9 protein-coding genes are annotated in these 13,702 nt (G+C 70.7%); 3 read left to right on the forward strand and 6 right to left on the reverse strand.

Going from position 1 to position 13,702, the window contains the following annotated elements; genetic code table 11:
• Positions 1 to 22 precede the first annotated feature (22 nt).
• The 3 genes from KIK09_RS33755 to sppA all read left to right on the forward strand — a co-directional run bounded on the left by KIK09_RS33755 (position 23) and on the right by sppA (position 5,767).
• Complete coding sequence (locus tag KIK09_RS33755; protein WP_214323447.1) at positions 23 to 1,819, forward strand: S8 family peptidase; 1,797 nt, start codon at positions 23 to 25, stop codon at positions 1,817 to 1,819.
• A gap of 233 nt (positions 1,820 to 2,052) precedes the next feature.
• Entirely contained in the window at positions 2,053 to 3,984 is a 1,932-nt protein-coding gene (locus tag KIK09_RS33760; protein WP_214323448.1) for a S8 family peptidase, read from the forward strand.
• A gap of 88 nt (positions 3,985 to 4,072) precedes the next feature.
• A complete protein-coding gene (gene sppA, locus KIK09_RS33765) occupies positions 4,073 to 5,767 on the forward strand; it encodes a signal peptide peptidase SppA (protein WP_214323449.1) in 1,695 nt (564 codons plus the stop codon).
• A 120-nt stretch (positions 5,768 to 5,887) separates the two neighbouring features.
• Here sppA and KIK09_RS33770 read toward each other — a convergent pair whose 3' ends face one another.
• The 6 genes from KIK09_RS33770 to KIK09_RS33795 all read right to left on the reverse strand — a co-directional run bounded on the left by KIK09_RS33770 (position 5,888) and on the right by KIK09_RS33795 (position 13,373).
• Positions 5,888 to 9,367 (reverse strand): WD40 repeat domain-containing serine/threonine-protein kinase, encoded by a 3,480-nt coding sequence (locus KIK09_RS33770; protein ID WP_214323450.1) that lies wholly within the window; start codon positions 9,365 to 9,367, stop codon positions 5,888 to 5,890.
• A 139-nt stretch (positions 9,368 to 9,506) separates the two neighbouring features.
• Positions 9,507 to 9,983: a flavin reductase family protein gene (locus KIK09_RS33775; protein ID WP_308164441.1), complete on the reverse strand. Its 477-nt coding sequence runs from the start codon at positions 9,981 to 9,983 to the stop codon at positions 9,507 to 9,509.
• A 40-nt stretch (positions 9,984 to 10,023) separates the two neighbouring features.
• Positions 10,024 to 10,938 (reverse strand): ABC transporter substrate-binding protein, encoded by a 915-nt coding sequence (locus KIK09_RS33780; RefSeq protein ID WP_214323451.1) that lies wholly within the window; start codon positions 10,936 to 10,938, stop codon positions 10,024 to 10,026.
• 38 nt (positions 10,939 to 10,976) lie between these two features.
• The gene (locus KIK09_RS33785; protein ID WP_308164442.1) at positions 10,977 to 11,648 is read right to left on the reverse strand and encodes an ABC transporter permease; all 672 of its coding nucleotides are present in this window, start codon (positions 11,646 to 11,648) and stop codon (positions 10,977 to 10,979) included.
• Positions 11,645 to 12,322, reverse strand: coding sequence for an ABC transporter permease (locus KIK09_RS33790; protein WP_214323452.1), 678 nt, complete (start codon positions 12,320 to 12,322; stop codon positions 11,645 to 11,647). Before KIK09_RS33790 ends, KIK09_RS33785 begins: the two co-directional genes overlap by 4 nt.
• Positions 12,315 to 13,373 carry an ABC transporter ATP-binding protein gene (locus KIK09_RS33795; protein WP_214323453.1) on the reverse strand — a complete coding sequence of 353 codons (1,059 nt, stop codon included), beginning with the start codon at positions 13,371 to 13,373 and terminating at the stop codon, positions 12,315 to 12,317. The genes KIK09_RS33790 and KIK09_RS33795 overlap by 8 nt, the downstream gene beginning before the upstream one ends.
• Between the last annotated feature and the right edge of the window lie 329 nt (positions 13,374 to 13,702).

A 13,702-nucleotide genomic window follows, 5' to 3' on the forward strand; every position in this document is an offset into this window, starting at 1 on the left:
CCGTTCCCTGATCGCGTCCGCAGTGTTATGTGTCGTCCTGACGCCGGCCGTACCGGCGTTAGCCGACGGCCCGGTGCCGATCCCGTCAGGGGACAAACTCGAGGAGGGCTTAGCCGTCGACACCGGCAAGGTCCGGGCGATCGTCGAGCTGGCGGACGCGGGCGAGAAGGCGCCCGTCGCCGCCCAGGCCACCTCCGAGAGCCTGGACGTGGTGCTCAAGCCGGACACCCAGCCGTTCGTGGTCGTGGAGGGCAGCGCGGAGGAGCTGGCCGCGCTCGCCAAGGACCCGCGCGTCACCTCGATCCACCGTGACCGGGCCTTCCCTCCGGCTGCCGTGTCCAACCTGCAGCTGATCGGCGCTGACCAGGCGCACGCCAAGGGCTTCCAGGGCGCGGGACAGGTCGTGGCCGTGCTCGACACCGGCATCGACACCGACCATCCCTACCTGCAGAACCGGGTCGTGGGCGAGGCCTGCTTCTCCGCGGCCGACCAGGGCGCCGAGTCGCTGTGCCCGAACGGCCAGACCAGCGAGTTCGGCCCGCGCGCGGCCGACGCGATGACGGCCAAGTGCCTGGCCGACGGCGTCAACCTGTGCGAGCACGGCACCCACGTGGCGGGCATCGCGGCCGGCAGCGGCGGCGTCGCCCCCGGCGCGGGCATCTACGCGGTCCAGGTCTTCAGCCGCGTCAACGACCCCGACATCTGCGGCGAGCCGTCGTGCATCCTGGCCTTCGAGTCGTCGCTGCGCCTGGCGCTCGACCACGTCTCCTCGGTCACGGGCACGCTGCCGATCGCCGCGGTGAACATGAGCCTGGGCGGCCAACTGTCGGAGTCGGCCTGCGACGACGACGTCTTCAAGCCCAAGATCGACGAGCTGCTCACCAAGGGCGTGGCCACCGTGGTCGCCGCCGGCAACGAGTCCTTCGAGGGCGCCTCCTTCCCCGGCTGCATCTCCTCTGCCGTGACGGTCGGCGCGGCCTCCGGCGACGACACGATCGCCGACTTCTCCAACCGTGGCGCGCTGCTGGACCTGTTCGCGCCCGGCGTCGACATCGACTCCTCGGTGCCGGACAACCAGATGGCCGTGCACAGCGGCACCTCGATGGCCGCCCCGCACGTCGCGGGCGCGATCGCGCTGCTCAAGGCAGCCTCGCCGCAGACGCCCATGACGCAGCTGATCGACAAGCTCAAGCAGTACGGCCGGCCGTACGTCTACCAGGCCAACGGGGCGGAGGTACGCACTCCCCGCCTGGACCTGATGGCCGCCATCAACGGCTCGGGAACCCAGCCGCCGATCACCCAGAACCCCACGGCGCCTCCCTCGCCCGACCCCTCGGGCAGCGGCCCCACGCCCGCGCCCACCTCGCAGCCGTCCCAGCCCTCGCAGCCGGACAAGCCGGCCCCGATCCCGCTGCCGACGGTCACCGTGACGGTCACCGTCACCGTGGCGCCCGCCGCCCCCGTCTGCACGCGCGGCACCGCCGTGTCGCGCATGACGGCCGCGCAGTGGGCGGTGGAGATGCACCGCAACAGCGGCACGATCCCCGACTCGACGCTCACCTGCTACCTGGGCCTGGTCCAGAAGGCCAGCGCGGTCTTCCCCGAGCTGACCAAGGCCTCGTCGCTGGGCAAGGCCTACCGCGTGCTCAAGTCCCCCAAGACGGACAGGGACCGCCTGGACAGCGCCCTCCTGGCGGGCTGGCTCAACTGGGCCCACGGCGTCAACGGCACGACCTCCCTCAAGGCCGCGGAAAAGCTCCGCCTGAGCCCCAAGTCCACCCCCACCTCCCTGCAGAAGGCCGCCGCCACCCTCAAATGAGGAATCCGGTATATCCGGATAACGGACCAGACTCTTTCATCGGGTCTTCTTTATCCCCTCATTACACTCGGGCCTCACGAGTAACACCAACGGGGATGTTTCCGGCCGCCGACGGCCGGATCCACGGATGAGCCACCCTCGCGGCTCCTTCGTCGTCACGCGGCCTGCAGCTTCGCCGTGGCCCCACCTCACCAGCCCCGCCCGTGCCGGGCGGGCTCCCCCTCGGAGGAAGAGTGAGACTACGGTCTCTGCTGGCCTGCGCGGTCGCGCTGGCAGCCACATCGGCCGCGCTCATCGCGGCCCCCGCGGTCGCGCAGGCCGCCGGGAACGATCCAGCGATCAGCCCCGCGCTGGCCGCGGAGGTCAAGAAGGAGGACAAGGTCCGCGCGATCGTCGAGGTCAAGCCGGGCCAGAGCGTCAACTCCGTGGCCACCTCGGCGGAGAACGCCTCCGGCGACACCAAGGTCCTGGAGAAGACGGGTTCGACCCGGTTCTTCGTCACCGAGGTGGACACCAAGACCCTGGGCGAGCTGGGCAAGGACCGCCGGGTCGACTCCGTGTTCAAGGACCGGCTCAGCGCCGCGTCGCTCGACGTCAGCACCAAGGTGATCGGCTCGGACAAGGCCAACGAGGCCGGCTGGACGGGCAAGGGCCAGACCATCGCCATCCTGGACACGGGCATCGATCGCGACCACCCGTTCTTCACCGGCCGGATCGTGGACGAGGCCTGCTTCTCCACCACCTCCGCCGAGTACTCCTCGACCACGCTGTGCCCGAACGGGGAGGCCACCCAGACCGGCGCGGGATCCGCGGACGCCGAGACCGCGCGCTGCCTCAACAACGGCGTCAACGGCTGCACCCACGGCACCCACGTGGCCGGCATCGCCGCCGGCAAGAAGACCGCGGGCGCGCCCTCCAACGGCGTCGCGCCGGAGGCGGGCATCCTGCCGGTCCAGGTCTTCAGCCGCTTCGACAACGCCGGCATCTGCCAGGGCAGCGGCGCCCCGTCGGCGCCCTGCTACCTGTCCTTCACCTCCGACCAGCTGTACGCGCTGGAGTACGTGGAGAAGGTGGCCGCGCAGCGCAACGTCGTCGCGGTCAACATGAGTCTGGGTGGCGGCGGCCCGTACGCCGGCCACTGCGACACCGACCCCAACGACCTGGTGATCAAGGCTCACTTCGACACCCTGGTCGGCCTGGGCGTCGCCCCCGTCGTGGCCGCCGGGAACTCCGGCTTCCAGAACGGCGTCTCCTCCCCTGCGTGCATCTCCAGCGCGGTCGCCGTCGGCGCCACCGACGACAGCGACGCGATCGCCTCGTTCTCCAACCGCGGCAAGCTGCTCGACCTCTTCGCGCCCGGTGTCGCGATCAACTCCTCGATCCCGAACAACACCTACGGGCAGAAGAGCGGCACGTCGATGGCCGCCCCGCACGTGGCGGGCGCCTTCGCGCTGATGAGCCAGGCCTACCCGAACCTGAGCGTCGGGCAGCTCCTGGCCAAGCTGCAGGACACCGGCAAGGACATCACCTACTCCTCGGGCGGCGCCCAGGTGACCACCGAGCGGATCGACCTGGCCAAGGCGACCCCGCCCAAGGGAACCCCGACGCCGACTCCGACGCCCACCCCGACGGTGACGCCGACGGCGACGGCCACGCCCACGCACAGCCAGAGCCCTGCCCCGACCCCGGCGCCCACCACGAACAACCCGCCGAGCACCGACACGATCGTCATCGACGACACCCCCGAGCCGGTGCCCGACACCTGCGTCCGCGGCCACGGCAAGTCGCCGCTGAACGCCGCCGGCTGGGCCAAGGAGCTCAAGAAGGGCCCCGGCAGCCTCAGCGACAAGACGCTGCTGTGCTACCTGTCGCTCGCGCAGAACGGCAGCAGGGTCTTCCCCGAGGTGACCGACGCGGGCACCCTGGCCAAGGCCTACAAGGTGGTCGGCTCCGGCGGCAAGGACGCCAAGGCCGCACTCGACAGGCAGCTGCTGGCCGCGTGGCTCAACTACGCCCACGGCGTCTACAACGGCTCGGCCAAGGTGCACGGGAACACCACGCTGAAGCAGGCGCTGACCGTTGCCGAGAAGTATCGGGTCTCGGGTGGCTCCGCCGTACAGCTGAAGAAGGCCGCGGCCTTCCTGGCCAAGTACGTGAACAAGTAGGCACACCCGCATGAAGGGCCGCTCCTGTGGGGGCGGCCCTTTTGCGTGTGGCCCGCTATGGCGAGATGTGTCGCTTAGGGTGGCATTTATGGACGCAGGCAAGGCGATCTTCGAGACCGTTGACAGGTTTCGCCAGCGGCGCACCGGCCCGCTGGTGCTGGAGCTGGACCTCACCGAGGGACTGACGGAAGGCCCGCCCGCCGACCCACTCGCCGCCCTGCTGTCCATGCGCAGGCCGCGCCTGTCCGACGTGCTGGCGGGGCTGAAGCGGGCACGGCAGGACTCCCGGGTCAAGGCGTTGATCGTGAAGATCGGCGGCAACCTGGGGCTGGCCATGGTGCAGGAGCTGCGGCAGGCCGTCGTCCAGTTCCGCGCCTCGGGCAAGCTGACCGTGGCCTTCTCCGAGACGTTCGGCGAGTTCGGCAACGGGACCGTGCCGTACTACCTGGCAAGCGCCTTCGAGCGTGTCTACCTGCAGCCCAGCGGCGACGTCGGCCTGACCGGCGTGGCGCTCGAGCAGCGCTTCGTCAAGGGGGCGCTGGGCAAGCTGGGCGTCGGGTACGAGCTGGGGCAGCGGCACGAGTACAAGACCGCGGCCAACATGTTCACCCAGGACCACATGACCGAGCCGCACCGGGAGTCGATGACCCGGATCGTGGAGTCGGTGGTCGAGCAGATGACCGCCGGGATCGCCGACGGGCGCAGGCTCGACCCCGAGAAGGTGCGCGAGCTGATCGACCGGGGGCCCTTCATCGCCTCCGAGGCGCTCGAGGCCGGGCTCGTCGACGGGCTCGCCTACCGCGACGAGGTCTACGACGAGGTCAAGAAGGCCGCGGGAGCCGAGGCACACCTGCAGTTCGTCTCCCGGTACCAGCGCGGCGCCGCCGTACGCAGGCTGCCGCATCCGACCGCGCCGGGCATCGCGCTCATCCACGGGACCGGGCAGATCAGGATGGGCCGCAGCGGGCGCAGCCCGCTCGGCGGGGGCGGCGCGATGGGGTCGGACACGATCAGCGCCGCGCTGCGGTCGGCGCGGCGGGACGAGCACGTCAAGGCCGTGGTGCTCCGGGTCGACAGCCCCGGCGGATCGTACGTGGCCTCGGACACGGTCTGGCGCGAGGTCGTGCTGACGCGGCAGGCCAAGCCGGTCATCGTGTCGATGGGCGACCTGGCGGCCTCGGGCGGGTACTTCGTGTCGATGGGCGCGGACGTGATCGTCGCCCAGCCGGGCACGCTGACCGGTTCGATCGGCGTCTTCGGCGGCAAGCCGGTTCTGTCGGAACTGCTCGGCAAGATCGGCATAAATTCGGAGATGGTGGCGGAGGGGGCCAACGCGGGGATGTTCTCCACGACGCGCGCCTTCTCCCCCGAGGAGTGGGAGCGGGTCAACGCCTGGCTCGACCGGATCTACGATGACTTCGTGGGCAAGGTCGCCGAGGGGCGCAGGCTCACCCGCGACAGGGCCCACGAGCTGGCCCGCGGCCGCGTCTGGACCGGCGCCGACGCCCGCGAACGCGGCCTGGTCGACGAGCTCGGCGGCCTGGAGGACGCGCTCGCGATCGCCCGCAGGCGCGCCTCCCTGTCAGAGGACGCGCCCGTGCGCAGCTACCCGCGCCTCCACCCGCTGGAGCGCCTGCGCGGGCCCGAGTCGAGCGAGGACAAGTCGGCCGCGCTCGCCCGGATCCGCCTGGAGTCCTGGGGTCCGCTGGCTCGCCTGTCGGCCGACCTCGGCCTGCCCCTCGCGGGTCCCCTCGCCCTGCCGTCCTGGTACCGGATCAGCTGACACCCGTACGGCGAGCCGCCGCCACCGGCCGCCCGCCGTACAGGGCTGAGGACGCGCGTCCGGCGCCTGCGCTCGTGGCGGAGTGCTCTCCCGCCGCCACGGCGCCCTCCTGACGTGGCTCTACGGACAGGCGGGCTGGTAGGGCAGGTCAGGGGCGTCCTGGTGCCACTCGTCCCGCGTCAGCGAACGGGCGGCACGGGCGCAGAGGCCGACCAGCGCATCGGAGGGGTTCAGTGGGATGTCGTGGTAGGTGCCGTCGGGGCCGATGACGCGCAGGTGCGTGCCATCCGGCGTGAACGCGGTGCGGGTTTCCGCAATGTAGGCGGCGTAGCCGGTGGGGTGGGCGATGGCGGTGGGCCAAGGCGTGCCCAGCTGGGCGCCGGTGCGCAGATCGAAGAGGGCGACCCAGGCGCCGTAGATGACGGCCAGGAGGGAACCGTCGCGGGAGATGGAGGCGGCGGTGACGTCGCCATTGACGCGGAAGAGGCGGCCGGTGGGCTGCCAGGTGCGCGTGTCCCAGAGCGCGACGGTCCTGGTACCGCTGGGCGCGGCCGCGAGGTCGCCTGACGGCGAGAGGGCGAGCCAGCGATTGGGCGTGGTGCGGGACGTCACCCGCTTCGTGGTGAGGTCGATCAGCGTCATCCCCAAGGGGTCGCCGGTGGTCAGGTAGCGGCTGTCGGCGCTGAAGACCGGGATCGCGGAAGTAGACACGTTCTCGCGTTTGAACACCTGCTTGCGGGTGTGGGCGTCGAAGACGACCACGGCGCCGTGACCGAAGTAGTCGTTGTCCTGGACGTAGGTCACCACAAGGAAGTGCCCATCGGGGCTGAAGGAGGGCCGGCCGCCGACGCCGAGCTGCGGCAGTTCGACCGTGCCGAGTGCCCGCCCCGACCGGGCGTCCCAGAAGCGCAAAGGTCCAACGGTGGAGTCGCTGCTCGTGACGACCGTCTTGCCATCGGGGCTGACCGCGACACCCAGAGCCCCGTTGATCGCATCGTCGCCCGGCACCTCGATCGTCGCGCCGTACTCGTGCAGGGAGGGGATCGCCAGCGTGTACACCTGGTTGCCGACCGCCGTGACAGCCAGTGTGCCGTCGGGGGTGAGCTCGGCCGTGCCCGCGCCAGCCGGGGTCGCAGGGATGGTGCCCGTGAGACCGGCGGTGTCGTAGACGGTCACCTGGCCGGTTTCGTCGAGCAGGGTGAGGAGCCGGTTGTCCCGGCTGAACCTGGGCAGCTCGTTCACCCTGGCGGAGAGCGTGAAGCGGAGCAGCTGGGCCCCATCGCGCACGCGCCAGAGCGTCACCGTGGTGTTGTAGACCCCCGAGACGGTGGCCAGGAAGGCCCCATCGGCGCTGAAGCTCGCCTGGTAGAGGTCGATGAGCTTGCCGACCTCTATCTCAGCAGGCTTGCCTGCCGAGATATCCCACAACTTGCCGCCCGCCATGGCGGAGCGGCCGTCGGCGGTGAAGGCGTCGGCCACGTCAGGAAGCCGCAGGCCGGTCCAGGAGCCCAGTCCGGGAAGCGCCACGGTCTTCTTGTCGATCATCACGAACCGGTCCCCCGGCCCCACGGCGTACCGGGTCGCGTCCTTGGCCAGAACCCGGTGCGTGGCGACGCTCCACAGTGCCGCGCGCGGTTCCCCGCCGTCCTTTGCGGTCAGGTACCCGCCACCGGGGCTGAAGCGCAGCTCCGTGGGCGGATCAAACCCCGGCAGCGGCCCGCCCCCGAGCGGCTTCCCGGTACGCAGGTCCCACAGCCCGACCTTCTCGTCCAGGCCGAGCGCGAGCGTGTTCCCGTTGACCGCGGCGCCGCCGAAGGGCGTCACCTGACCGACCCTGAAGGACGTCTCCCGCTTGCCCGACATCACGTCGTAAACCGCGACCTCCCCGCCGCCCACGCTGACCAGGCGCCGGCCGTCAGGGGTGAGCGTCCGCGTGGTGTTGGCCGGGGCCGGGTCCTTCAGTACGCGGTACTCCTGCTGGGCCAGCGAGCTGAACACGGCGGCCCTGGCCTCGGGCACTGGGGCCAGGCGGTAGGCGGCGGCGCTGAGCAGCATGGCGCGCTCCGGGTCGGTCTTGCGCAGCGAGTCGGCCCGCAGCGCCAGGTTCCTGGCCGCGGCCTGGGCTCGCTCGGCGGCCAGGTCCCGTTCGCTGGCGTCGCCGCGCAGCGACTGCTGCCAGGCCAGCGTCCCGGCCGTGAGTGCCACGACCAGCAGCCCCGCCAGGCCGGTCACGACCAGGCGGCGCCGCCTGCGCTGCCGGGCCGACTGGGCGCGGCTCTCCTCCAGGAAGGCCCGCTCGGCCGGGTTGAGCGTCAGATGGGACGGCACGTCGGCCGCCCACGCCAGCGCGTCCCGCAGCGCCGTACCGCGCAGCAGGTCCTCGGCGTGGCGGCCGCCGTCGAGCCAGCGGCGGGCCGCCTCGCCCAGCCTGCGGTGGCGGCGCAGCGCGTCGCGGTCACCGGAGACCCAGGCGTGCAGTCGCGGCCAGGCGCGTAACAAGGCGGCCTGGCGGACCGCGAGCGTGTCCTGGCCGCGTTCGATGAGCGCGGCCTCCTCGAGCGCGGCGACCACCGGCTCGGCCGCGGCGGGATCGGGCAGCTCGCCGAGCGCGGCCCGGCGCGGCGACTCGTCCGTGTCGTGCACGTCGACCAGCCGGAGCAGCACCTGCCTGGCGACCTCGCGCGCGTCGGCGGTCAGCGCGGCGTAGACGTTCTCGGCGACCGCGCCCAGCGCCGGAGTCCCGGCCAGTTCGGAAGGAGGACGCACCGCGGCGGCCGTCCTGGCGCCGTCCGACAGCGAGGCGCGCGCGCCGAGCAGGTGCAGCAGCAGCTCCTGCGCGGTGGGCCGCTCCGCCGGGTCCTTGGCCAGCGCGGCGGCCACCAGCTCGCGCAGGCCCTCGGGGATGTGGGACAGGTCGATCGAGGCCGTCAGCAGCCGGTTGATGACCGCGACGGTGGTGGGCGCGGCGAAGGCGTCCCTGCCGGTGGCGACGAAGTAGGCCATCGCGCCCCAGGCGAACACGTCGGCCGCCGGCTCGACCCGGCCCCCGTCGAACAGCTCGGGAGCCATGTACATGGGCGTGCCGACCAGCTCACCCGTCGAGGTCATCGACAGCCCGACGGTCCTGGCGATGCCGAAGTCGATCACGCGCGGCCCGTCGGGGCCGAGCAGCACGTTCTCCGGCTTGAGGTCGCGGTGCACCACGCCGGCCTGGTGGATCGCGGCCAGCGCGGTCGCCATGCCGACGACCAGCCGGTGCAGCCCGTCGCCCGTCACCGCCTCCGTGACGGCGCGGCGCATGCTCGGTCCTGGGACGAACTCGCTGACGATGTAGGGGCGCTCGCCGGTCAGATCGTGGTCGAGCACGCGTGCCGTGCAGAAGGCGGCGACCCGCTGCGCCGCGGTCACCTCCCTGACGAAGCGCCGCCGCAGCTGGTGGTCGCCGGGCAGGTAGGCGTGCAGCACCTTGACCGCCACGCGGTTGGCGGCCTCGTCGTACCCCTCGTAGACGACGCCCTGTCCCCCGGATCCGAGCCGGCCGGCCAGCCAGTAGCCACCGAGCCTTTGAGGATCCCCCGCGCGTAGCGGCTCAGCACTCATGTGCCCTTAGATCCCATGCCGCGGCATTTTGTTCTTGTACGGCAAGCCACAGCCACCGGCCGCCCGCCATACTCCGGCCGAGGACCCGCGACCGGCGCTTCCGGCGAGTCGGCGACGCTTCCCGCCGCCACGGCGCCCGCTACACCGGCCGGTATCTGCCACGCAGCCGTACCAGGGGCAGGACGGAAGGCGTCACATATGTGACCGCCAGAATCCCGGCGATGAAGAGCGTGTGATCGCCCGCGGGCACCACCTGGGAGGTCTCCACCTCCAGGGCCGCCACCCCGTCCTCGACGATCAGGGCGTCGGTGTGGCCGCCGCGGTGGTGCGGGACCCCGGCGAGCAGGTGGCGGGCGCTCGGCCGGCCCGCGGTGGCGAAGCGGCTGGCGATCGCGGCCTGCCCCGCCGACAGCAGGGAGGCCGCCCAGCGGTCCTGGCGCAGCAGCACCTCGGCCAGGTAGCCGTTGCTGGTCAGCGAGGCCAGGATCAGCGGCGGCTCGACCGAGACGGACATCAGCGCCGACACGGTGACCCCGAGGTCGTCGCGGTCGTCCCTGACCGTGATCACCGCGACCCCGGCCGCCAGCTGCGCCATCGCCTCCGTGAACTCGCTCACCAGGAGGGCCCCCGGTCGCCGGAGACCCTCCTCGCGCGGGTCAACCGAGACCGTTGGAGGTCAGCCATTCCTTGGCCACCGTGGCGGCGTCTTCCTTGTCGATGGACAGCTTCTTCATCATCTCGACGAGCTGGTCCGTCGTGAGCTTGGCGGAGATCGCGTTGAGCGTGGAGGTGACGGTGTCGTTCGCTCCGGCCTTGTTGACCAGCGGCGTGATGTTCTGGGCGCTGAAGACGCTCTTCGGGTCCTCCAGCGACACCATGTTGTTGATCAGGATCTTGGGGTCGGTCGTGAAGACGTTGCCCGCCTGGACCGTGCCGTTCTTGATGGCGTCGGCGGTGGTGTCGCCGGTGGGCTTCCACTCCTTGAACGCCAGGCCGTACACGTCCTTGAACTGCTGCTCGCGGCGCTTCTTGAACTCCGGCGGGCCGCCCACGGACATGTCCTTCGACACCTTGGCCAGGTCCTCGATGGTCTTGAGGTTGTACTTGGCCGCGGTGTCCTTGGTCACCGTCAGGGAGTCGTTGTCCTGGGCCGAGGAGGAGTCGAGAATCTCCAGCTCGGGCGGCAGCTTGCTCTTCAACTCGGTGTTCACCTGGTCGGTCGAGGCAGCCGTGGACTTCGGGTCCAGGTAGGCCAGCAGCGCGCCGTTGTACTCGGGGAGCACCGTGAGACCGCCGCTCTTGATCTGCCCGATGAGCACCTCGCGGCTGCCGATGTTCGGCTTCTCCTCGACGTCGACGCCCTTGGCCTTGAGCGCCTGGGCGTAGATCGAGCCGAGCAGCACGTTCTCGGGGAAGTTGGCAGAGCCGACGACGACCTTGCCTCCCGCCGCCGCGGAAGAGCCGGAGGGTGCGGCGCTGGCGCTGGTGAGCGGGTTGCCCCCGCCGCCGCACGCCGACAAGGCGAGCATCGCCGCGGTGACGACCGCGGCGGCGCCGAAAATGCGTCTCATAGTGAGATTCCCTTTCCTAGCGGGGGGTATTGCAGACATTAGCGGACTCGGACACGCTGGCTCACCCCAGGGGACACGGTTATCCTCTGGGCGATCGTGAACACCGCCTGAGCGGCGAGCGCGAAGAGCACAATCAGTACTGAACCCCCGACCACCTGGCTGTAATCCTGAGTCGCCAAACCGTCGATGATGTAACGCCCGAGACCTCCCAGTCCGACGTAGGCCGCGACCGCCGCCGTGGCCACGACCTGCACCGCCGCCAGCCGTAGCCCCAGCATGATGAGCGGGAGCGCGACCGGCACCAGAACCCTGAACAAGACCTGCGGCCCGCGCAGGCCCATCCCGTAGGCCGCGTCCCGCAGCTCGGGGTCGGCCCCTCGGATGCCCTCGAACGTGTTGACCAGGATCGGCGGCACGCTCAGCGCGACCAGCGGGATCAGCACCGGCCAGATCGACCCGGTGCCGAGCAGCAACACGAGCAGCACCAGCAGACCCAGCGTGGGCAGCGCCCTGGCCAGGTTGGCCGCGACCACGATGACCACGCTGCCGCGGCCGGTGTGGCCGATGAGCAGCCCGAGCGGCACCCCGATCACCGCGGCCAGCACCAGGGCCAGCACCGAGAAGCCGAGGTGCTCCAGCAGCCGCATGGGGATGCCGTCGGGGCCCGACCAGTTGTCCGGGTTGCCGAAGAAGTCGAAGAGGTAGTTCACCGCGCCCTCCTCGCCCGAACCCACGGTGTAAGCAGTCGCTGCACCGTCAGGATGATGCCGTCGGCGACGAGGGCCAGCAGCACGATCAGCACGATGCCCACGATCGCCGGGGTGTAGAAGTCACGCTGGAAGGCGTCGATGAAGTAGTTGCCGAGCCCGCCCTGACCGATCAGCGCGCCGACGCTGACCAGGCTGATGCTCGAGACCGCGACCACGCGCAGCCCGGCCAGCACGACGGGGACCGCGATCGGCAGCTCGACCCCGATCAGCCGCCGCAGCGGCGTGTACCCCATCGCGACGGCCGACTGGCGCACGTGGTCGGGCACCGAGCCCAGCCCGTCGACCACCGCGGGGATGAGCACGGCCAGCGAGTACAGCGTCAGCGGGATGATCACCGTGGTGTAGGTGAACCCGGTCATCGACAGCAGGATCGTGAACAGCGCCAGCGACGGCAGCGCGTACGCCGTGTTCATCAGTCCCGCGATCGGCTGGTAGATCCAGCGCCAGCGCACGCAGGCCAGGCCGAGCGGCAGCGCCAGGAGCAGGCCCACGATCACCGGGACCCCGGCCATGACGGTGTGCGCCTGGAGCAGGTTGACGATGCTGTTGGGCGTGTCGTTGTCCCAGTTGCTCGTCACCCAGCTCCACTTGAACAGTGGTTGCTGGTCATCCATCGGCTGCCTCCGACAGCGCCTCGTCCAGCGCCTCCCTGGTGGCCACGCCGACGACCTTGCCGTCGCCGTCCACGGCCACCGCGCAGCCGGAGGGCGACAGCAGGGCGGCGTCCAGCGCCGTGCGCATCGACGACTCGCCGTAGGTGAACGTCCCGTACGGTTCCATCTCGCCTGGCCTGCCAGGGGAGATCCAGCCCACCGGGCGGTCGTCGGGGGTGACCACGAGCAGCCACGGCTCGTCCGAGCTGCCCTCGAAGCCCTCGGGGACGCTCAGGTCCGTGCGCAGCCGCAGGCCGTCGGCCTTGATGAACTGCAGGCGCCTGATACCCCTGTCGTGGCCGAGGAACTCGCGGACGAAGTCGTCGGCCGGCTCCGACAGCAGCGTCTTCGGATCGGCCAGCTGGGCCAGCTTGCCGCCCACGCGCAGCACCGCCACCCGGTCGCCGAGCTTGATGGCCTCGTCGATGTCGTGGGTGACGAACACGATCGTCTTGTTCAGCTCGGACTGCAGGCGCAGCAGCTCGTCCTGGAGGCTGGTGCGCACGATCGGGTCGACGGCGCTGAACGGCTCGTCCATGAGCAGCACCGGCGGGTCCGCGGCCAGCGCCCTGGCCACGCCCACGCGCTGCTGCTGCCCACCCGAGAGCTGGAAGGGGTACCTGTTGGCCATCGCCGGGTCGAGCCCGACCCGTTCCAGCAGCTCCATGGCCCGGTCGCGGGCCTTCTTCTTGTCCCAGCCGAGCAGGTAGGGGACGGTCGCGATGTTGTCGACGATCTTCCTGTGCGGGAAGAGGCCCGCCTGCTGGATGACGTAGCCGATGCCGCGGCGCAGGGTGGGCGGGTCGATCCCCTGCACCGGCTCCCCGTCGAGGAGGATCTGACCCTCACTGGCGTCGATCATCCTGTTGATCATCCGTAGGGACGTCGTCTTACCGCAGCCCGAGGGACCGACGAACACGGTGATCTCGCCGGTGGGCGCCTCGAGGGAGAGGCTGTCAACGGCGACCGTTCCATCTGGGTAGCGTTTGGTGACAGCGTCGAATGTGATCACGCGCGACCTTCCGCTGTTCTGGCAGGGGCCGCGGCCCCCCCGCCGCGACCGCCGCATGATCTATTGAACGACCACCCTATGGGGATCCACCCCGCTCTGTCCCTCCACCCCACCCTTAAACGCTTCACCCGACACCGACTTTTAACACGCCCGCAATTAACTCCCGCACCACCACTCGCCGTACCGGCGCGGGAGCGTGCGCAGGGTGCGCGTGCGTGAGGGGGTGGGGATTGATATCAAATCTGGATCTAATAGTGCGGGGGAGATGGGGGAGTTGGCATGATTGGCTTCGCAATCTTTGACGCCGCCCCCTCACCCCCCCTGCGTCC

This window comes from Nonomuraea sediminis (assembly GCF_018531495.1).
GTDB lineage: Bacteria > Actinomycetota > Actinomycetes > Streptosporangiales > Streptosporangiaceae > Nonomuraea > Nonomuraea sediminis.